This is a genomic window from Streptomyces sp. NPDC031265, from assembly GCF_055570295.1.
This window is the reverse complement of record NZ_JBVIHM010000002.1, coordinates 59301-78903: the sequence shown is the minus strand read 5'-3', so window position 1 is coordinate 78903 and position 19603 is coordinate 59301. Positions and strand designations below refer to the sequence as shown.

General features: G+C 70.8%; 23 protein-coding genes. 16 read left to right on the top strand and 7 right to left on the bottom strand.

The window, feature by feature from the left end:
• Positions 1-19: 19 nt before the first annotated feature.
• The 3 genes from ACZ499_RS04560 to ACZ499_RS04550 all read left to right on the top strand — a co-directional run bounded on the left by ACZ499_RS04560 (position 20) and on the right by ACZ499_RS04550 (position 2579).
• Positions 20-973 (top strand): heme o synthase, encoded by a 954-nt coding sequence (locus tag ACZ499_RS04560; protein ID WP_385541641.1) that lies wholly within the window; start codon positions 20-22, stop codon positions 971-973.
• 89 nt (positions 974-1062) lie between these two features.
• Positions 1063-1404 carry a hypothetical protein gene (locus tag ACZ499_RS04555; protein WP_468405099.1) on the top strand — a complete coding sequence of 114 codons (342 nt, stop codon included), beginning with the start codon at positions 1063-1065 and terminating at the stop codon, positions 1402-1404.
• Between the two features lie 71 nt (positions 1405-1475).
• Positions 1476-2579, top strand: coding sequence for an amidohydrolase (locus tag ACZ499_RS04550; RefSeq protein ID WP_468672245.1), 1104 nt, complete (start codon positions 1476-1478; stop codon positions 2577-2579).
• Here the strand turns inward: ACZ499_RS04550 and ACZ499_RS04545 are convergent.
• The 3 genes from ACZ499_RS04545 to ACZ499_RS04535 all read right to left on the bottom strand — a co-directional run bounded on the left by ACZ499_RS04545 (position 2553) and on the right by ACZ499_RS04535 (position 5473).
• Positions 2553-3548: a COX15/CtaA family protein gene (locus ACZ499_RS04545; protein WP_468405095.1), complete on the bottom strand. Its 996-nt coding sequence runs from the start codon at positions 3546-3548 to the stop codon at positions 2553-2555. The two genes, ACZ499_RS04550 and ACZ499_RS04545, sit on opposite strands and share 27 nt — an antisense overlap.
• Positions 3549-3660: 112 nt before the next feature.
• Positions 3661-4434 carry an ABC transporter permease gene (locus ACZ499_RS04540; RefSeq protein ID WP_468672243.1) on the bottom strand — a complete coding sequence of 258 codons (774 nt, stop codon included), beginning with the start codon at positions 4432-4434 and terminating at the stop codon, positions 3661-3663.
• A gap of 112 nt (positions 4435-4546) precedes the next feature.
• Positions 4547-5473, bottom strand: a complete 927-nt coding sequence (locus tag ACZ499_RS04535) for an ABC transporter ATP-binding protein (RefSeq protein WP_468672240.1) — start codon at positions 5471-5473, stop codon at positions 4547-4549.
• A gap of 348 nt (positions 5474-5821) precedes the next feature.
• Between ACZ499_RS04535 and ACZ499_RS04530 the strand changes: the two genes are divergently transcribed.
• From ACZ499_RS04530 to ACZ499_RS04495, 8 genes are all read left to right on the top strand, one after another.
• Positions 5822-6568: a helix-turn-helix transcriptional regulator gene (locus ACZ499_RS04530; RefSeq protein ID WP_468672237.1), complete on the top strand. Its 747-nt coding sequence runs from the start codon at positions 5822-5824 to the stop codon at positions 6566-6568.
• Positions 6565-7986 (top strand): Fe-S cluster assembly protein SufB, encoded by a 1422-nt coding sequence (gene sufB / locus ACZ499_RS04525; RefSeq protein ID WP_385541651.1) that lies wholly within the window; start codon positions 6565-6567, stop codon positions 7984-7986. Before ACZ499_RS04530 ends, sufB begins: the two co-directional genes overlap by 4 nt.
• A gap of 67 nt (positions 7987-8053) precedes the next feature.
• On the top strand, positions 8054-9271 hold the full coding sequence (gene sufD, locus ACZ499_RS04520; RefSeq protein WP_468672235.1) for a Fe-S cluster assembly protein SufD: 1218 nt from the start codon (positions 8054-8056) through the stop codon (positions 9269-9271).
• Entirely contained in the window at positions 9271-9591 is a 321-nt protein-coding gene (locus ACZ499_RS04515; protein WP_468405085.1) for a bifunctional 3-phenylpropionate/cinnamic acid dioxygenase ferredoxin subunit, read from the top strand. Before sufD ends, ACZ499_RS04515 begins: the two co-directional genes overlap by 1 nt.
• A gap of 6 nt (positions 9592-9597) precedes the next feature.
• Positions 9598-10365 (top strand): Fe-S cluster assembly ATPase SufC, encoded by a 768-nt coding sequence (sufC, locus tag ACZ499_RS04510; RefSeq protein WP_468405083.1) that lies wholly within the window; start codon positions 9598-9600, stop codon positions 10363-10365.
• Positions 10362-11618, top strand: a complete 1257-nt coding sequence (locus tag ACZ499_RS04505; RefSeq protein ID WP_468405081.1) for a cysteine desulfurase — start codon at positions 10362-10364, stop codon at positions 11616-11618. The genes sufC and ACZ499_RS04505 overlap by 4 nt, the downstream gene beginning before the upstream one ends.
• A gap of 10 nt (positions 11619-11628) precedes the next feature.
• Positions 11629-12093 carry a Fe-S cluster assembly sulfur transfer protein SufU gene (sufU, locus tag ACZ499_RS04500; protein WP_385541660.1) on the top strand — a complete coding sequence of 155 codons (465 nt, stop codon included), beginning with the start codon at positions 11629-11631 and terminating at the stop codon, positions 12091-12093.
• Entirely contained in the window at positions 12090-12428 is a 339-nt protein-coding gene (locus tag ACZ499_RS04495; protein ID WP_101387762.1) for a metal-sulfur cluster assembly factor, read from the top strand. The genes sufU and ACZ499_RS04495 overlap by 4 nt, the downstream gene beginning before the upstream one ends.
• A gap of 56 nt (positions 12429-12484) precedes the next feature.
• On the opposite strand, the gene ACZ499_RS04490 is transcribed toward ACZ499_RS04495, so the two are convergent.
• Both ACZ499_RS04490 and ACZ499_RS04485 read right to left on the bottom strand, forming a co-directional pair.
• Positions 12485-13186: a hypothetical protein gene (locus ACZ499_RS04490; RefSeq protein ID WP_468672229.1), complete on the bottom strand. Its 702-nt coding sequence runs from the start codon at positions 13184-13186 to the stop codon at positions 12485-12487.
• Entirely contained in the window at positions 13075-13428 is a 354-nt protein-coding gene (locus ACZ499_RS04485; RefSeq protein WP_468672227.1) for a hypothetical protein, read from the bottom strand. Before ACZ499_RS04485 ends, ACZ499_RS04490 begins: the two co-directional genes overlap by 112 nt.
• A 475-nt stretch (positions 13429-13903) precedes the next feature.
• On the opposite strand from ACZ499_RS04485, the gene ACZ499_RS04480 reads away from it, so the two are divergent.
• Positions 13904-15226: a hypothetical protein gene (locus ACZ499_RS04480; protein ID WP_468672225.1), complete on the top strand. Its 1323-nt coding sequence runs from the start codon at positions 13904-13906 to the stop codon at positions 15224-15226.
• On the opposite strand, the gene ACZ499_RS04475 is transcribed toward ACZ499_RS04480, so the two are convergent.
• On the bottom strand, positions 15216-15722 hold the full coding sequence (locus tag ACZ499_RS04475; RefSeq protein ID WP_468672223.1) for a MarR family winged helix-turn-helix transcriptional regulator: 507 nt from the start codon (positions 15720-15722) through the stop codon (positions 15216-15218). The genes ACZ499_RS04480 and ACZ499_RS04475 overlap by 11 nt on opposite strands.
• A gap of 96 nt (positions 15723-15818) precedes the next feature.
• Between ACZ499_RS04475 and ACZ499_RS04470 the strand changes: the two genes are divergently transcribed.
• The 3 genes from ACZ499_RS04470 to ACZ499_RS04460 all read left to right on the top strand — a co-directional run bounded on the left by ACZ499_RS04470 (position 15819) and on the right by ACZ499_RS04460 (position 17367).
• A complete protein-coding gene (locus tag ACZ499_RS04470; RefSeq protein ID WP_468672221.1) occupies positions 15819-16271 on the top strand; it encodes an SgcJ/EcaC family oxidoreductase in 453 nt (150 codons plus the stop codon).
• A 55-nt stretch (positions 16272-16326) separates the two neighbouring features.
• Complete coding sequence (locus tag ACZ499_RS04465; protein WP_468672219.1) at positions 16327-16863, top strand: TetR/AcrR family transcriptional regulator; 537 nt, start codon at positions 16327-16329, stop codon at positions 16861-16863.
• A gap of 180 nt (positions 16864-17043) precedes the next feature.
• On the top strand, positions 17044-17367 hold the full coding sequence (locus tag ACZ499_RS04460) for a DMT family transporter (protein ID WP_468405066.1): 324 nt from the start codon (positions 17044-17046) through the stop codon (positions 17365-17367).
• Positions 17368-17370: 3 nt separating this feature from the next.
• Here the strand turns inward: ACZ499_RS04460 and ACZ499_RS04455 are convergent, their stop codons facing one another.
• A complete protein-coding gene (locus ACZ499_RS04455) occupies positions 17371-18252 on the bottom strand; it encodes a winged helix-turn-helix transcriptional regulator (RefSeq protein WP_468672217.1) in 882 nt (293 codons plus the stop codon).
• Between the two features lie 110 nt (positions 18253-18362).
• Between ACZ499_RS04455 and ACZ499_RS04450 the strand changes: the two genes are divergently transcribed.
• Positions 18363-19595, top strand: a complete 1233-nt coding sequence (locus ACZ499_RS04450) for an MFS transporter (RefSeq protein WP_468672215.1) — start codon at positions 18363-18365, stop codon at positions 19593-19595.
• The last annotated feature ends 8 nt before the right edge of the window (positions 19596-19603 follow it).

Sequence of the window (19603 nt, the reverse complement as noted above, 5' to 3'; positions counted from 1 at the left end):
TGGGAATTCTCTGTCAGGGGTGTGCGTGACGGCCGTCGAGTCCCGACCCGCAGGGGTCGTCTTGACTCCCAGCCCGGGGGCCCATCGGCCGTTCGGGGCCCGCGTCAAGGCGTTCGTGGCACTGACCAAACCGCGGATCATCGAACTGCTCCTCATCACCACCATTCCGGTGATGTTCCTGGCCGAGCAGGGCGTGCCGTCACTCTGGCTGGTGCTGACCACCACCGTCGGCGGCTTCCTCTCCGCGGGTGGCGCCAACGCGCTGAACATGTACATCGACCGCGACATCGACGCCCTGATGGACCGCACCTCGCAGCGGCCGCTGGTCACCGGGATGGTCTCGCCGCGCGAGTGCCTCGCCTTCGGTATCACCCTCGCGGTCGTCTCCACGCTCCTGTTCGGCTTCGCCGTCAACTGGCTGTCGGCCTGGCTGTCACTCGGAGCGCTCCTCTTCTACGTCGTCGTCTACACGATGATCCTCAAGCGCCGCACCTCGCAGAACATCGTGTGGGGCGGCATCGCAGGCTGCCTCCCGGTGCTCATCGGCTGGTCGTCCGTCACCAACTCCATGTCGTGGGCGCCGGTCATCCTCTTCCTCGTGATGTTCTTCTGGACGCCGCCGCACTACTGGCCGCTGTCCATGAAGGTCCGGGAGGACTACGCGCGCGTGGGCGTGCCGATGCTGCCGGTCGTCGCCTCCAACAAGGTGGTCGCCAAGCAGATCGTGGTCTACAGCTGGCTGATGGTCGCCGTCTCCCTGCTGCTGACCCCGCTGGGCTACACCGGCTGGTTCTACACGCTGGTGGCGCTGCTGGCCGGCGGCTTCTGGCTGTGGGAGGCGCACGGGCTGCAGAACCGGGCGAAGTCGGAGGTGACGGGCGCCAAGCTCAAGGAGATGCGCCTGTTCCACTGGTCGATCACCTACGTCTCGCTGCTGTTCGTGGCGGTCGCGGTGGACCCGTTCCTGCGGTAGTCGCCCGCTCTTCGCCGGGAGGGCCCAGTGGTGGAAACCACTGGGCCCTCCCGTCGCATGTGGATCTACTCGCGAGTAGCATCCTGGACATGGCAGAAACCCAGGTTGACGAGAAGCAGGCCGCCAAGGCCGAGCGGCGGGCGGCGCGCCTCGCCAAGCAGATCGGCCACTTCGCCAAGGAGCACGGCGGCGCCGAGGGCCAGGTGGCGTACATCGGCCAGCGCGGCGCGCGGATCGTGCTCGTCGGCGAGGACGGCGGCTGGGGCGACCTGGTGGCCCCCAGCCACGCGATCGCCCTGAGCGCGGTCGAGAAGGCCGGGATCACCGTCCACGAGGACTTCGACGGCGAGTTCGCGGCCAAGGTGAGGACCGGTCGCTACGAGTGGACCCGGATGGCCGGGATCCAGCTCGGCGGTCCTAAGAACGGCTGAACGGCAACAGCAACACTCATCCGGGGCTCACCCGTTAGTGAGGTGGAAGCACACCACCCAGGGAGCCCCGGATGATCCTCGCCGTGCCGCAGCCGGAGCTGGTGGACCAGTACTGCCACGGAGTGCTCCGCACCGAGCTGGGGCTCGGCACGTTCGAGACGCAGCTCGGCAGGACCGGCGGTCCGCCCGCCCCCGGCACCACGTTCTTCGACACCCAGACCGGCTTTGCCGTCCGCCGCTGGTGCCCGCCGCTGCTGGGCCTGGAGGCGCACTGCGCCCCCGCCCGCTATCTCGCCCGCCGGCGCGAGCTGGGCGCCCTGGAGACCGTCGGACGGCTCCTGCGCGGCTCGGGCGTCTCCACCTATCTGGTGGACACGGGCCTGCCGGGCGATCTGACCAGGCCGGGGGAGCTGGCCGCCGCCGGGGCCGCCGACGCCCATGAGATCGTCCGCCTCGAACTCCTCGCCGAGCAGGTCGCCGACACCTCGGGCACCGTCGACGCCTTCCTCGCCAACCTCGCCGAGGCCGTGCACACCGCGGCCGCCTCGGCCGTCGCCTTCGTCTCCGTCACGGCCGTGCGCCAGTGCCTCGACCCGGACCCGCCCGGGCCCGGCGAGGTGCGCGGGGCGGCGGGCCGCTGGCTCACCCGGCGCCGCATCCAGGAGCCGCTGGAGGACCCCGTGCTGCTGCGGCACCTGCTGTGGAGCGCGGTCGCCTCGGGGCGGCCGCTCCAGTTGCGGCTCGGCATGGACGACGCGACCGGGCTCGCCGGGTTCGCCGCCGCGACCAACGGCCTGGGCACGGACCTGGTGCTGCTGCACGGCTATCCGTACCACCGCCAGGCCGCCCATCTGGCGAGCGTCTTCCCGCATGTGTACGCGGACGTGGGGCCCGCCCTGGTGCGTACGGGGGCGAGGGCCGCCGACGTGCTGGCCGAGCTCCTGGAGCTGGCGCCGTTCGGGAAGCTGCTCTACTCCAGCGGCGCGCGCGGGCTGCCCGAGCTGCACGTGGTGGGCGCGCGGCTGTTCACCCACGCGCTGAGCCGGGTCCTGGGCGCCTGGGTGGCCGACGGCGCGTGGGCCCGTACGGACGCGGAGCGGGTCGCCGCGATGATCGGGGCGGGCAACGCCCGGCGGGTGTACGGGCTGTCAGGCGCGGGTGAGCGCCGGGTCTGACTGGGCCGGGACGGGCGCGGAGATCTCCGGCCGCTCGCGCAGCGAGAGCAGCACGCGCACCACGGCGATCCACACCAGGCACGAGCCGAACATGTGCAGCGCGACCAGGGCTTCGGGCGTCTTGGTGAAGTACTGGACGTATCCGACGATGCCCTGGCCCATCAGCACCAGGAACAGGTCACGGGCCCGGCCGCGCGGGCCCGCCGGGGCGTCCACGGCCTTCAGGACGAACCAGAGCGCCACGGTGAGGGCCACCACGACCCAGGCCAGGTCGGCGTGGAGCTGGCTGATCATCGTCCAGTTCAACGGGATGCGGTCCACGTCGCTGGAGTCGCCCGCGTGGCGCCCGGCGCCGGTGACGACCGTGCCGACCGCGACCAGCGCGCCCGCTGCGACCACAAGCAGCCAGGTCAGCTGGACCACGGCCTTGCCCACCAGCGGGCGCGGCTCACCGTCGCCCTCGCGGGTGCGCTGCCAGGTCATCATCGCGACCGTGAGGAGCGCGGTGGAGAGCAGGAAGTGCGCCGCGACGGTGTACGGGTTGAGGCCGACCAGGACGACGATGCCGCCCAGGACCGCGTTGCCCATGACGACCCAGAACTGGATCCAGCCGAGCCGGGTGACACCGCGCCGCCACGGGCTCGCGGCCCGGGCCGCGATGATCGCCCAGCCGACTGCCGCGCACAGCACGTACGTCAGCATGCGGTTGCCGAACTCGACGGCGCTGTGGAAGTCCATCTCGCCGGTCGGCGTCAGGCTCTGGTCGGTGCACTTGGGCCAGGTCGGGCAGCCGAGCCCGGACCCGGTGAGCCGCACCGCGCCGCCGGTCACCACGATGACGACGGCCATGACGACGGCGGTGAGCGCCGCGCGCTGGACGGTCCGCGGGGACGGTGTCCACCGCTCGGCGATGAAGGCGAGCGGGTTGCGCACCGCCTGAGCCACATCGGCTCGGGTCACGTTCGGCATGCGCCCTATCGTAGGGGGCTGTTTGTGCACGTTTTCACGAGGGGGTCCCGGGGGGAGTCGGCTCCCCCGGAAGAACACGGCACGAGGGGGGCCGCACACCGGCAGTCGGCCCCTACTCCCAGCGGAAGAACTTCGCCGCCGCGCCCAGGCCCAGGACCGTCCAGACCGCCAGGATCCCCAGGTCGCCCCAGGGCATCGACGCCCCCTGCTGGAGGACGTCCCGCAGCCCGTCCGAGAGGGCCGAGACGGGCAGAAGGCCGAGCGCCGTCTGCACGCCGTCCGGGAACTTGTCCATCGGCACGATGACCCCGCCGCCCACGAGCAGCAGCAGGAACACCAGATTGGCCGCGGCGAGCGTCGCCTCGGCCTTGAGCGTGCCCGCCATCAGCAGCCCGAGCCCGGAGAACGCGGCCGTGCCGAGCACCAGGAGCAGCAGTACGGCGAACGGGTTGCCGTGCGGCGACCAGCCGAGCGCGAAGGCGATCACCGTCAGCAGAATGACCTGGAGGACCTCGGTGACCAGCACCGACAGTGTCTTGGCGGTCATCAGCGCCCAGCGCGGCAGCGGGGACGCGCCGAGCCGTTTCAGCACGCCGTAGCGGCGGTCGAAGCCGGTGGCGATGGCCTGGCCGGTGAAGGCGGTGGACATCACGGCGAGCGCGAGGATCCCCGGGGTGAGGAAGTCCACCGACTCGCCCGCGCCGGTGTCGATGATGTCGACCGCGCTGAACAGCACCAGCAGCAGTGCCGGGATAACCACGGTGAGCAGCAGCTGCTCGCCGTTGCGCAGCAGCATCCGGGTCTCGAGGGCGGTCTGCGCGCCGATCATCCGGCCGACGGGTGCGGCCCCCGGGTTCGGCGTGTACGTACCGGTACCGGCGCTCATCGGCGCAGCTCCCTGCCCGTGAGTTCCAGGCTGTGTCTTCCCGGGGGACGCTGCGTCTGACAGCGGCTGCGCCGCGGGCCGGACCCCCGGCCGATGCAGGTGTCGTCCAGCGTCACGAGCGCAGCTCCCTACCGGTCAGTTCCAGAAAGACGTCTTCGAGGGTGTGGCGTTCGACCGCGATGCCGTCGGGCATCACGCCGTGCTGGGCGCACCAGGAGGTGACGGTGGCGAGCAGCTGGGGGTCGACGGTACCGCTGATGCGGTACGCGCCCGCGGTGAGCTCGGCCGCGGCCGAGCCGTCGGGCAGCGCCTTGAGGAGGGAGGCGAGGTCGAGCCCGGGGCGGCCGGTGAAGCGGAGCGTGTTCTCGGCGCCGCCGCGGCACAGCGTCTCGGGGGAGCCCTGGGCGACGACCTTGCCCGCGTCGAGGATCGCCACGTCGTCCGCGAGCTCCTCGGCCTCGTCCATGAAGTGCGTGGTCAGGACCACGGAGACGCCGTCGGCGCGCAGTTCCCGTACGAGGTCCCAGGTGGCGCGGCGGGCCTGTGGGTCCAGGCCCGCGGTCGGCTCGTCCAGGAAGACCAGCTCGGGGCGGCCGACCACGGCCATGGCGAGCGCGAGGCGCTGCTGCTGGCCGCCGGAGAGCCGGCGGTAGGTGGTGCGCCCGCAGCTTTCCAGGCCGAGGCGCTCGATGAGCGCGGGCACGTCCAGCGGGTGGGCGTGCAGCTTGGCCATGTGGCGGAGCATCTCCTCGGCGCGGGCGCCCGAGTAGACGCCGCCGGACTGGAGCATCACGCCGATGCGCGGGCGGAGCCGTTCAGCCTCGGTGACCGGGTCGAGGCCGAGGACGCGGACCGTGCCGGCGTCCGGTCTGCGGTAGCCCTCGCAGGTCTCGATCGTGGTGGTCTTGCCGGCACCGTTGGGGCCGAGGACAGCGGTGACGGTCCCGGCGGCGACCCGCAGGTCGAGGCCGTCCACGGCGGTCTTCGATCCGTACCGTTTGACCAGGCCGGCCACCTGGACGACGGACTCGCTCTTCATGACCGGCAAGTCTAGGCAGGGCGGGCGGCGCGCCGGACCGTGGGGCGGGGGTCGTACGGGGGCGCGGACGCGCGGATGCGCGACCTCTGTTTTCCGGCCGCCGGAGGCCCGGCCAGGCTCCTGCGCGGACCCGGCCGGACGAGCGCGGAGACGGGTGTTCGAAAAGGGCCTCGACACGTCATACGCCGAGGTCAAGCCGGTCGGCGGCGCCTTGACAAGGAAGCCCCGTTTGATCGATCAGAGATCGTTTCCGCAGGTCATCTTAGGTATGCCTAAGTGATGCACCGCACCGTTCAACGATCAAGACACCGCTTGTCAGGTTCTGAGGAATTACGCAACAATGGTGTTGTGAAAAACGTTGGCGAGGTTCCGCAGGAGGAACTCGCGACCGGTGAGCGGTCCACCCGCAACCGGGTCGCGCGCTCCGTCCTGGACCACGGGCCCTCCACCGTCGCGGACCTCGCGAAGCGCCTCGGCCTCACTCAGGCCGCCGTCCGCCGCCACCTCGACGCCCTGGTGGCCGACGAGGTCGTGGCCCCCCGCGAACAGCGGGTGTACGGGGCACGGACCCGTGGCAGGCCCGCCAAGGTCTTCGCCCTCACGGACTGCGGGCGGGACGCCTTCGACCAGTCGTACGACAAGCTGGCCGTGGACGCGCTCCGCTGGATCGAGAAGTCCGCGGGCGGTGGCGCGGTCGGCGAGGAAGCCGTCGTCGCCTTCGCCCGGGCGCGGATCGAGTCCCAGTCCAAGGGCTATCGCGAGGCCGTCGAGGCGGTACCGCCCGAGGCGCGCACCGAGGCGTTGGCCAAGGCCTTGACCGCCGACGGGTACGCTGCTACGGCGCGCAGCGCGCCCCTCCCCGGACGGGGCGAGCAGCTCTGCCAGCACCACTGCCCGGTCGCCCACGCGGCCGAGCAGTTCCCGCAGCTGTGCGAGGCGGAGACGGAGTTCTTCTCCCGCCTGCTCGGAACCCATGTGCAGCGTCTGGCCACCATCGCCCACGGCGACGGGGTGTGCACGACGTTCATCCCGCACAGCGCACCACAGACCACCGAATCAGCATCCACAAGCACGGCCGGGAGGAACCCCGCATGACTCTCCCCACGGAGACTGCCCACCCCGAACTTGAGGGCCTGGGCAACTACGAGTACGGCTGGGCCGACTCCGACGCGGCGGGTGCCGTTGCCAAGCGCGGGCTCTCCGAGGACGTCGTCCGCGACATCTCCTCGAAGAAGAACGAGCCCGAGTGGATGTTGAAGCTGCGCCTCAAGGGCCTGCGGCTGTTCGACAAGAAGCCCATGCCGAACTGGGGCTCCGACCTCTCGGGCATCGACTTCGACAACATCAAGTACTTCGTGCGCTCCACCGAGAAGCAGGCCGCTTCCTGGGAGGACCTGCCGGAGGACATCAAGAACACGTACGACAAGCTCGGCATCCCGGAGGCGGAGAAGCAGCGCCTCGTCGCCGGTGTCGCGGCCCAGTACGAGTCCGAGGTCGTCTACCACCAGATCCGTGAGGACCTGGAGGAGCAGGGCGTCATCTTCCTCGACACGGACACCGCGCTGAAGGAGCACCCGGAGCTCTTCCAGGAGTACTTCGGCACGGTCATCCCGGTCGGCGACAACAAGTTCGCGTCGCTGAACACGGCCGTGTGGTCGGGCGGCTCGTTCATCTACGTGCCCAAGGGCGTCAAGGTCGACATCCCGCTCCAGGCCTACTTCCGTATCAACACGGAGAACATGGGCCAGTTCGAGCGGACGCTGATCATCGTCGACGAGGACGCCTACGTCCACTACGTCGAGGGCTGCACCGCCCCGATCTACTCCTCGGACTCGCTGCACAGCGCCGTCGTCGAGATCATCGTGAAGAAGGGCGGCCGCTGCCGCTACACGACGATCCAGAACTGGTCGAACAACGTCTACAACCTGGTCACCAAGCGCGCCGTGGCGTACGAGGGCGCGACCATGGAGTGGATCGACGGCAACATCGGTTCCAAGGTCACCATGAAGTACCCGGCCGTCTACCTGATGGGCGAGCACGCCAAGGGCGAGACCCTGTCCATCGCCTTCGCGGGCGAGGGCCAGCACCAGGACGCCGGCTCCAAGATGGTCCACATGGCGCCGAACACGTCCTCCAACATCGTCTCCAAGTCGGTGGCGCGGGGCGGCGGCCGCACCTCGTACCGCGGTCTGGTCGAGATCGGCGAGGGCGCCCACGGCTCCAAGTCGAACGTGCTCTGCGACGCGCTCCTGGTCGACACCATCTCCCGCTCCGACACGTACCCGTACGTGGACGTCCGCGAGGACGACGTGTCCATGGGCCACGAGGCGACCGTCTCCAAGGTCTCCGAGGACCAGCTCTTCTACCTGATGAGCCGCGGTCTGACCGAGTTCGAGGCGATGGCGATGATCGTGCGCGGCTTCGTCGAGCCGATCGCCAAGGAGCTGCCCATGGAGTACGCCCTGGAGCTCAACCGGCTGATCGAGCTGCAGATGGAGGGTTCGGTCGGCTAGCACAGCCTGACGACCGACCCCCAGCAGCGCACGCAGACTGATCTAGGAAGAGAGCACTACGACAGCCATGGCTGAGGCTCAGAACGCCCCCACTCTCAACTCCGTTCGAGCAGGGGGACCCCCACCGGCGGGCTCCACCACCGCCGGTTCGCTCGCGGTGGCCGCCGAGTCGACCGTCGCCACGCGCATGAGCGCGCCCCCGTCCTTCGACGTGGCGGACTTCCCGGTTCCGCACGGCCGCGAGGAGGAGTGGCGGTTCACGCCGCTGGAGCGGCTGCGCGGGCTGCACGACGGCACCGCCGTCGCCACCGGTGACGGACTGCGCGTCGAGGTGACGGCCCCCGAGGGCGTCACCGTCGAGACCGTCGGCCGCGACGACGCCCGGCTCGGCCGGGCCGGCACGCCCGTCGACCGCGTCGCCGCCCAGGCGTACTCCTCGTTCGAGAAGGCCTCGGTCGTCACCGTCGCCAAGGAGGCGGTCCTCACCGAGCCGATCCGCATCGCCGTGCACGGCGAGGGCGGCACCGTCTTCGCGCACCAGCTCGTCGAGCTGGGCGCGTTCGCCGAGGCCGTCGTGGTCATCGACCACACCGGTGACGCGGTGCTCGCCGCCAACGTGGACTTCGTCCTGGGCGACGGCGCCAAGCTGACCGTCGTCTCGGTGCAGGACTGGGACGCCAAGGCCGTCCACGTCGCCCAGCACAACGCGCTGGTCGGCCGCGACGCCTCCTTCAAGTCCGTCGTGGTCACCTTCGGCGGCGACCTGGTCCGTCTGCACCCGCGCGTCTCCTACGCGGGCACCGGCGGCGAGGCCGAGCTCTTCGGTCTGTACTTCACCGACAAGGGCCAGCACCAGGAGCACCGCCTCCTCGTCAACCACAACACGCCGCACTGCAAGTCCAACGCCGTGTACAAGGGCGCCCTGCAGGGCGACGGCGCGCACGCCGTGTGGATCGGTGACGTCCTCATCCAGGCCAAGGCCGAGGGCACCGACACCTACGAGATGAACCGCAACCTGGTCCTGACGGACGGCGCCCGCGTCGACTCCGTGCCGAACCTGGAGATCGAGACCGGCGAGATCGCCGGCGCCGGTCACGCCTCGGCCACCGGCCGCTTCGACGACGAGCAGCTGTTCTACCTGATGGCGCGCGGCATCCCCGCGGGCGAGGCCCGCCGTCTGGTGGTCCGCGGCTTCTTCGCCGAGCTGGTCCAGCAGATCGGTGTCGCGGACGTCGAGGAACGACTGCTCGCCAAGATCGAGGCGGAGCTGGAGGCGTCGGTCTGATGTCCGCCTTCGTCCGCGTCTGCGCACTGAGCGAGCTGGAGGAGGACACCCCGAAGCGGGTGGAACTCGACGGCACGCCGGTGTCGGTCGTCCGCACCGGGGGCGAGGTGTACGCGATCAACGACATCTGCTCGCACGCCAACGTCTCCCTGTCGGAGGGCGAGGTGGAGGACTGCCAGATCGAGTGCTGGCTGCACGGCTCCAGTTTCGACCTCCGTACCGGCAAGCCGTCCGGCCTCCCCGCGACGCGACCCGTGCCCGTTTATCCCGTAAAGATCGAAGGGGACGATGTGCTCGTCTCCGTATCCCAGGAGAACTAAGTCCCCATGGCAACGCTTGAAATCCGCGACCTGCACGTCTCCGTGGAAGCCGAGAACGGCCCCCGGGAGATCCTCAAGGGCGTCGACCTGACCGTGAAGCAGGGCGAGACCCACGCCATCATGGGCCCCAACGGCTCCGGCAAGTCCACCCTCGCGTACTCGCTCGCGGGTCACCCCAAGTACACGATCACCAGCGGCACGGTCACGCTGGACGGCGAGGACGTCCTGGAGATGTCCGTCGACGAGCGCGCCCGCGCCGGCGTCTTCCTGGCCATGCAGTACCCGGTCGAGGTCCCCGGCGTCTCGGTCTCCAACTTCCTGCGCACCTCCGCAACCGCCATGCGCGGCGAGGCGCCCAAGCTGCGCACCTGGGTGAAGGAGGTCAAGTCCGCGATGGAGCAGCTCCAGATGGACCCGGCCTTCGCCGAGCGCAACGTCAACGAGGGCTTCTCCGGCGGTGAGAAGAAGCGCCACGAGATCCTCCAGCTGGAGCTCCTCAAGCCGAAGATCGCGATCCTCGACGAGACCGACTCCGGTCTGGACGTCGACGCGCTGCGCCAGGTCTCCGAGGGCGTCAACCGCGTCCGCGCGACCGGCGAGGTCGGCACCCTGCTGATCACCCACTACACGCGCATCCTGCGCTACATCAAGCCTGACTTCGTCCACGTCTTCTCCGAGGGCCGCATCGTCGAGTCCGGCGGCGCCGAGCTCGCCGACAAGCTGGAGAACGAGGGCTACGAGGCCTACAGCACGAAGGGCGGCGCTTCCGAGTGACGATTCTGCCGGGCCTCCTCGACACCGAGGCGATCCGCAAGGACTTCCCCTTGCTGGACCGTGTGGTCCACGACGGGAAGAAGATCGTGTACCTCGACAGCGCGGCGACTTCGCAGAAGCCGCGCCAGGTGCTCGACGCCCTCAACGAGTACTACGAGCGGCACAACGCCAACGTCCACCGTGGCGTGTACACGGTGGCCGAGGAGGCCACGGCGCTGTACGAGGGCGCGCGCGACAAGGTCGCCGCGTTCATCAACGCGCCGAGCCGCGACGAGGTGATCTTCACCAAGAACGCCTCGGAGTCGCTCAACCTGGTCGCCAACATGCTGGGCTGGGCCGACGAGCCCTACCGCGTGGACCACGAGACCGAGATAGTCATCACGGAGATGGAGCACCACTCCAACATCGTGCCGTGGCAGCTGCTCTCGCAGCGCACCGGCGCGAAGCTGAAGTGGTTCGGCCTCACCGACGACGGCCGTCTCGACCTCTCCAACATCGACGAGATCATCACCGAGAAGACGAAGATCGTCTCCTTCACGCTGGTCTCCAACCTGCTGGGCACCGTCAACCCGGTCGAGGCGATCGTCCGCCGCGCCCAGGAGGTCGGCGCGCTGCTCTGCATCGACGCCTCGCAGGCCGCGCCGCACATGCCGCTGGACGTGCAGGCGCTCCAGGCCGACTTCGTGGCCTTCACCGGCCACAAGATGTGCGGCCCGACCGGCATCGGCGTCCTGTGGGGCCGCCAGGAGCTGCTGGAAGACCTTCCCCCCTTCCTCGGCGGCGGCGAGATGATCGAGACGGTCTCGATGCACTCGTCGACGTACGCTCCGGCGCCGCACAAGTTCGAGGCCGGTACGCCCCCGATCGCCCAGGCCGTCGGCCTCGGCGCGGCGGTGGACTACCTCTCGGCGATCGGCATGGACAAGATCGCCGCGCATGAGCACGCGATCACCGAGTACGCGGTGAAGCGCCTGCTGGAGGTCCCCGACCTGCGGATCATCGGCCCGACCACGGCCGAGGACCGGGGCGCCGCGATCTCCTTCACGCTCGGCGACATCCACCCGCACGACGTGGGCCAGGTCCTCGACGAGGAGGGCATCGCGGTCCGGGTCGGCCACCACTGCGCACGCCCGGTCTGCCTGCGCTACGGAATTCCCGCGACCACGCGAGCGTCTTTCTACCTGTACTCCACGCCCGCCGAGGTCGACGCCCTGGTGGACGGTCTGGAGCACGTACGGAACTTCTTCGGCTAGGGGTAGCGACGTGAAGCTGGATTCGATGTACCAGGACGTCATCCTGGACCACTACAAGCACCCGCACGGGCGGGGCTTGCGGGACGGCGACGCCGAGGTGCACCACGTGAACCCGACGTGCGGCGACGAGATCACCTTGCGGGTGAAGTACGACGGCTCGCAGATCTCCGACATCTCGTACGAGGGCCAGGGCTGCTCCATCAGCCAGGCGAGCGCCTCGGTCCTCAACGACCTGCTGGTCGGCAAGGAGCTGGACGAGGCACAGCGGATCCAGGAGACCTTCCTGGCGCTGATGCAGTCCAAGGGCAAGCTGGAGCCGGACGACGCGATGGAGGAGGTCCTGGAGGACGCGGTGGCTTTCGCCGGCGTCTCCAAGTACCCCGCACGCGTCAAGTGTGCTCTGCTGAGCTGGATGGCCTGGAAGGACGCGACGGCCCAGGCGCTGGGCGCCGGAGCCGAGAGGAAGAGCGCATGACCGAGAACGCAGAGGCCACGTTGAAGCCGGCCTCCGAGGAAGAAGTCCGCGAGGCGCTGTACGACGTCGTCGACCCCGAGCTGGGCATCGACGTCGTCAACCTGGGCCTCATCTACGGCATCCACATCGACGACGCCAACATCGCCACCCTGGACATGACCCTGACGTCGGCGGCCTGCCCGCTGACCGATGTGATCGAGGACCAGGCGAAGTCGGCGACGGAGGGCATCGTCAACGAACTCAAGATCAACTGGGTCTGGATGCCGCCGTGGGGCCCGGACAAGATCACGGACGACGGCCGCGAGCAGCTTCGGGCGCTCGGGTTCAACGTCTGATCCCGCTCGTACGTCGCGTGGGCCCCCGGTACCGATGGTGCCGGGGGCCCTTCGCGTTACAGGGGCTCGACCAGGCGGCGCATGACCTCGACGGGCAGTGCCGGGTTGGCCGCCGCGGCAGAGGCCAGCTCCTCGTCGTCGAGCAGTTCCACGATCCGGGTCACCGGCAGCCGGGGATGGCCCGCGAACGCCTCCCGCACCTGTGGATCCGGGTCCCGCGTGAGCCGCTCGACGGTTTCCGCGTCGGCCTCGGGGTCCCGGGCGGCGAGCGCCCGGACCGCCGCCGGGTCCTCGTCGTCGGCGTGCCGCGCGAGCCCCGTAGCCGGGAAGTTCACCCGGGCCGGCAGGTCCTCGCGGCCCCGGCCGGTGTACTCCAGGAAGCAGCGGAGCAGCAGCTCCGGCGGGGCGTCCGGATGGTTCTGGGCGAGGAGCACGCGTACGCCGAGGTCGGGGTCGGCGGCCAGCAGGGTCAGCAGGTCGGGCGGCAGACCGGGGTCCCCGGCCGCGCACCGGCGTAGCAGCGGATGGCCGGAGAGCGCGCGGCGGCGGGTCTCCTCGGGGTCCATCGGCGCGGAGGGCAGCCCACGGTGCCGGAAGGGGCCGTCCTGGGTGATTTCGTACGCGATGGCCGCCCGCTCCTCCTCGGTCAGGGCGGGGTGTCGGGAAACGGCCAGGCGAACGGCCGGATCGGGGTCGCCGGCGAGCAGCCGGAGCTCGTCCGGCCCCAGATCCGGCCGTTCGGCGATGTCTTCGCGCACCTTGGGGTCCGGGTCGCGGGCGAGCAGGCCATGACGTCGGCGGGCAGGCCTCGGTTGGACGCGATCATTCGCCGCTCGTCGTGCCGCGTCGGGCTGGCCAGCACCGTCTCGACGACGGCGCGGCTGAGGGCGGCGTGCATCAGCAGGTGGGTGCGGAAGTGACTGCTGTGCTTGGGGAGTTCCGCCTCCACCCGGGCGGGATCACGCTCCCGATCGTGCCGCTCCCGCGACCGCAGGACCATGCCGCGCACCTCCTCGTCGGGGTCGGCCAGGAGGGCTGCACGTTCCCCCTCGGACAGGTCGTCCCACGACCTCGCATCTTAACGATGGCGCAGGCGGGCCAGCACGAGCGGCGGCAACTTCCGACCCGTGTCCAAGCGGAGCTGCTACAGCAGGAAGCGCTGGGGTGCGCCATGATCGGTGAACCGTTCTCGCTGCACCACGAAAGCCAGGCAACGCCGCCCTGGTGTGGGTGGCGGGCACGGGGCCCGGTGGCCGGTGCGGTCAGTCCCTCACTCCCGGAACGGATCGACCGACACCGGCGGCCGTACGGATCTGTTCGCCTCCCGTACGTATCTCGTACGGGAGAATTTGGCGCACGCACCGGAGCCTTCTCGTCGACATCACGCCGACGAGAGGCACCCAGTGCTGTATGACGTCTCCCCTTCGAAGCGCGTCGCCCTTGCGGCTGTGAGCGGGGCTCTCACGCTGGCCGGCATGGGTCTGAACGCACCCGCGCACGCGGCCGGTTACGGCACCCCGACCCTCTCGCTCTCGGCCGGACACCTCTCGGGCGCCGTGGGGGCGAGCGCGGACCCTGTGGTGACCGTGACCGTGGGACAGAGCGGAGCCGACGCGGGCGCGCTCACCGTCGCCGCCTCTGCCAGCACCAAGGCCTCCGTCGCCGGGACCGGGGACGTGAAGATCACCGGGACCGGGGCAACCCGGCAGGTGGCGGTGGCCGCGCGCGGGCGCGGGTACACCGACCTCACCCTCAAGGTCACCGGGCTCGGCGGCAAGAGCGTCACCAAGACGCTGCACTACGCAGCCTCGGCCGCCGTCCAGTACGCCTCCGACACCCGGTACTTCACCGGGTCCAGCGACGCCTCCGCCGCCGTCGACGTGGGTGGCGGGTACGTCGTCGTGGCCGACGACGAGTCCAACACGCTGCGGCTCTACGACCGTTCGGCCTCCGGCGCGCCCGTGCGGACCTGGGACTTCAGTTCCGGGCTCGGGGTCAGCAAGGAGATCGACATCGAGGGCGCCGCCCGCGTCGGCAACACCGTCTACTGGACCGGCTCGCTCGGCAACAACAAGGACGGCGAGTACAAGGCCGACCGCAACACCGTCTTCACCACCACCGTCACCGGCTCCGGGGCCACCGCCCAGCTCACGTTCGGCCGCTCGTACAAGAAGCTGCGCGACGACCTCGTCGCCTGGGACCGCGCCCACGGCGACCGGTACGGCTTCGCCGCCGCGACCGCCGCCGGGCAGGCGCCCAAGCAGACCGACGGGTTCAACGTGGAGGGCCTTGAGTTCGCGCCCGGGTCCACCACCACCGCGTACGTCGGCTTCCGGGCGCCGCTCGTGCCCCCGGCGGGCGGCGGCAAGGCGCTCATCGTGCCCGTCACCAACATCGACAAGGTGGTGGGGAGCGGGGTCAAGGCGGTGTTCGGGTCGCCGATCGAACTCGATCTGGGCGGGCTGAGCATCCGGGACATCCGCAAGAACGCCGCCGACCAGTATCTGATCGTCGCCGGGTCGTGGGCGGCCGACGACAACTCCGACCCGTACGCCCTCTACTCCTGGGACGGCGTCGCCGCGCACGCCCCGGTCAAGCTGCGCGACCTGCCCACCAGCGACCCGGGCGGCTGGGAGGCCGTCGTGGACGTGCCGGACCTGTCGGTGCCGGGGGCCCGCGCCCAGCTGATCACCGATGACGGGTCGGCCGACCTGTACGGGGACGGGACCGAGGCGAAGGACCTCACCCACCCCGAGTGGAAGAAGTCCCGCGCCACCTGGTTCACCGTCACCGGCTGACCCCTGCGCCGCCCGTCGGCGGCACCCCCTTCGTCTCGGCCGTCGCCTCCCGAAGTGCGGGGGCGGCGGCTTCGAAGTAGCGGAACAGGACGCGGAGTTCGTCCGGGGCGAAGCCGCCGAAGACCTCCGCCATCCGTCGGCGCGCGGCGCCGAACGCCTGCTCGTCCTCCTCCGCCGGGACCGGGACCGGCTCGACCACCACCCGGCGGCGGTCGGCCGGGTCCGGGGCGCGGCGCAGCCGTCCCGCCTTCTCCAGCCGGTCCACCAGCCGCGTCGTCGCGGACTGGGTCAGCCCGATCCGCTCGGCGAGCGCGCCCGTGGTGAGCGGCCCCGCCAGTTCCAGGACGTTGAGGGCGTAGAGGTCGGTCGGGTTCTGGCCGAGGACGTCGGCCGCCGCCTGGCCGTGCAGGACCACGGCGGTCAGATACGCGCGGTACGTGGCCGCGCCCCGCCGCAGCAGATCCTCGGTCTCACGCGCTCTCTCCTGGTCCGGCATGTCTCGTCCTGTCTCGGTGAGGGATTGCCCAATGCATGCATGCGTGCATATATTGCATGTGTGCAATTAATCGTACCCGAATCTCAGGAGACAGCCATGCCCATGTCGACCGTCGACGCCGATCTCCACTCCGTCCGCGAGCTCTTCGAGGGCCACCGTCTCGCCTGGGGCGACGCCGACGCGTACGGGGCGCACTTCACCGAGGACGCCGACTACGTCACCTTCTACGGCGGCCGCCTCGTCGGCCGCGAGGCAGTGGTCGAGGGGCACCGCGGGCTCTTCGACGGGGTCCTCAAGGGCTCACGGCTGTACGCGGAGATCACCGCCGCCGACTTCCCCGCACCCGGCGTCGCCCTCGTCCACGCGCGCGGTGCCGTGCTCAAGGGCCGGGCGCGCAGGCCCTCGCGGCGGGCGCTCTCCGTGCAGACGTACGTCATCGTCCGTGGCGCGGACGGCCGTTGGCGCATCCGGGCCTTCCAGAACACCCGGCTGCGGCCCCGCGTCGAGGCCCTCTCCCACTGGCTGGCCGCGCGGGCGCCCAAGGGCTGAGACCGGCCGCCCGGTACGGTCGTGGCATGGCCCCCGTCCCAGGAACGTGCGACTGATGGCCCGCCGGTACGACCCCGACCGGCGGCGCCGCATCATCGACGCCGCGATCCGCGTGGTCGGCGAGCGCGGTATCGCCGGGCTCAGCCACCGCAGCGTGGCCGCCGAGGCCGATGTGCCGCTCGGCTCCACCACGTACCACTTCAAGACGCTCGACGAGCTCATGGTCGCCGCGCTGCGCCAGGCCAACGAGGGCTTCGCCGCCGCGATCCGCGAGAGCGGGGCGCTGGCCGAGCCGGGCGTGGACGTGGCCGCGGAGCTCGCGCGGCTGATGGGCGAGTGGATCGCGGGGGACCGGGCGCGGGTGGAGCTGGAGTACGAGCTCTATCTGGCGGCGCTGCGGCGGCCCCCGCTGCGGCCCGTCGCCGCCGAGTGGACCGAGGGTGTGGCGGAGGTCCTGGCCCGGCACACGGACGCGGTGACGGCCCGGGGCCTGGTCGCCCTGATGGACGGCATCTGCCTCCAGGCGCTGCTTACTGGCGGAGCCTATGACCAGGTTTACGCGCGGGAGTTGCTGGGGCGGCTGTTGCGGTAGCGCTCTGCGGGGCGTGGTCCTTCGGCTGCGGACCGTGGGTGGCCGGTCGCGCAGTTCCCCGCGCCCCTAAATACCCAGGGGTGCGGGGAACTGTGCGAGCAACTCACCACAGCCCGCAGACGGGCTCCGCGCCCCAACCGTTATGTACACCCGTACGCATCGCTGTGTACGCTTGTCCGTATGCCGTACGTCCTGCTCTCCTGCGCCATCGCGTCGGAGATCGCCGCCACCTCGGCGATGAAGTACAGCGAGGGCTTCACGCGACCCTGGCCCTCGCTGGTCACCGCCTGCGGATACCTCCTCGCGTTCTATCTGCTCTCGCTCACCCTGAAGTCGATGTCCGTCGGCACGGCGTACGCGATCTGGTCCGGCGCGGGCACGGCCGTCATCGCCGCCATCGGGATGCTCTTCCTGGGCGAGGCGATGACGGCCGCCAAGCTCGCCGGGATCGCGCTGATCATCGGCGGCGTGGTGCTGCTCAACCTCGGCGGCGCCGCGCACTGAGGCTCAGCTCCCCGCCCGGCGCACCGCCTCCAGCGCCGCCCGCACGCTCGCCTCGATGTCAGTGATCGGGTACAGCGCCTCGATCACCGTACGGTCCCGGTCGACCACCAGCGTCAGGCGCTTGAGCCGGCTCACCCCCGCCGTGCGGAACGTCGGCAGCCGCAGCGCGGCCGTCAGCGTCAGGTCCGCGTCCGACAGGAGCGGGAAGCGCAGCCGCTCCTTGTCCGCGAACGCCCGCTGCTCGTCCGGGCGTTGGCCGGACACGCCGTGCACGGTCGCGCCCGCCGCGGTGAACTCGGCGAGCTGGTCGCGGAACGTGCATGATTCGAGCGTGCAGCCCGGCGCCCCCGGGATCCCCGCCCAGCCGGGCGGATACGACTCCTTGCGGGCGTACGCGCCGGGAAAGCAGTAGAGCACGGTGTACGCGCTCTCCTGAGCCACCGGGTCCCGCAACTCACCGTCGTAGTCGGTGAGTTGGAGCTCCGGCACCTTCGTGCCGACCAGCTCCCGCACCCGGTCGGTCTCCCCGGAGCCCTCCGTCGCCGTGGCCATCGCCTCTCCTTCTCCCAGCACCCAGGTGTCTCCCCAGTCCTGGAGTGCGATCAGTACGGGCAGCAGGGCACGGCCGCGCGGAGTGAGCCGGTACTCGTGCCGAACCGGGCGGTCCTGGTACGGCTCCCGGGTCAGCACCCCCGTCTCGACCAGCAGCTTCAGCCGCTCGGCGAGCACTTTGCGGGACATGCCCAGTTCGCGCTGGAGCGCGTCGAAGCGGTGCACCCCGCGTGCGGCGTCGCGCACGATCAGGAGGGTCCACCAGTCGCCGACGACGTCCAGGGCCTGGGCGATGGCGCAGTGCTCGTCGTGGAGACGGGTGCGTTGAGGCATGCCCCCATCCTTCCGTACGCCGTTGACCTGCGGTCTCCATGCTGACATAGTCCGTTCCTATAAGGAACTCACTCGGAAACGAGATCGAACGAGCTCAGGGGGGCGACGGCGTGAAGACCTTGCGCGCGGTGCCGAGAACCGTCCGGCTGCTGTGCTTCGGCATGTTCTTCAACGCGGTCGTCAGCTTCACGTTCATCTACCTCTTCGTGTACCTGACCGGCCCGCGCGGCCTCAGCGTCGGCCAGGCCGGAGTGATCAGCGGGGTCGGCGGCATCGGCCTGGTCGCCGGGAACTTCACCGGCGGCTGGTTCGGCGACCGGTACGGCCACCGGCGCGCCCTGCTCGCGGGAGCCGTCGTCAGCGGCGTCCTCCTGGTCACCCTCGGGCTGCTGCCGACCGCCCTGCTGGCCGCCGCCCTGCCGCTCGCCCAGTACGCCTCGGGAGTCGTGCGGTCCGCCAACTCCGCGCTCGTCGCCGTCGGCGTCCCCGAGGGCAGCCGCCGCCAGGGCTTCGCCGTGATGCGTTTCGCGTCCAACGCGGGCTTCACCGTCGGGCCGCCGCTCGGCGCCCTGGTCGCCGCCCACTGGTCGTACGGCTGGCTCTTCGCCGCCGACGGCGCCGGCACCCTGCTGTTCGCGGCGTACGCGGCCCGGGTGCTGCCCGCCCGCGCGGCCACCCACGCCAAGCCGTCCTACGACCCCGGCGCGCCCGGCCTGTGGCGGGAGCTGCGGGTCCGGCCCGCCGTGCTCGTGCTGCTCGCCGCGATCGTCTGCGTCGACGTCGTCTACCGCCAGCAGTACTCCACCCTGCCCGTCTTCCTCGGCGACCACGGCATGGACGCCCACGTCTACGGCTGGCTCATCGCCCTCAACAGCGGGGTGATCCTCTGCCTCGAACTGCCCGCCGTCCACGCCCTGCGCGGCCGCGCGCCGCTGTCGGTCGTCGGCTGCGGGCTGCTCCTGGTCGGCCTCGGCTACGCGCTGCTCATCCCGGGCGCCGCCCTCGGCTGGGCCCTCGCCCTGATGGTGTCGCTCACCCTCGGCGAGATCCTCTACAAGACCACCGCCACCGCGTACGTGGCCGACCAGGCGCCCGCCCACGCCCAGGGCCGCTTCCAGAGCCTGTACGCGGGCGCCTCCATCAGCGGCCAGGTGCTCGCCCCGCCGCTCGGCGGCGCCCTCTACAGCGCCGCGCCCGGTCTGCTCTGGCCGCTGTGCGCCGCCCTCGCGGGCCTCGCCGGGCTCGCCGTGCTGTGGGCGCGCGGCCTTCCGGCGCCGCTGACCGGGGGTGACGCGCGCCCGGGACATGAGACCGGTTCGCCCCGGCGGGCCGTCGCCGGTTAGGTTTTCTG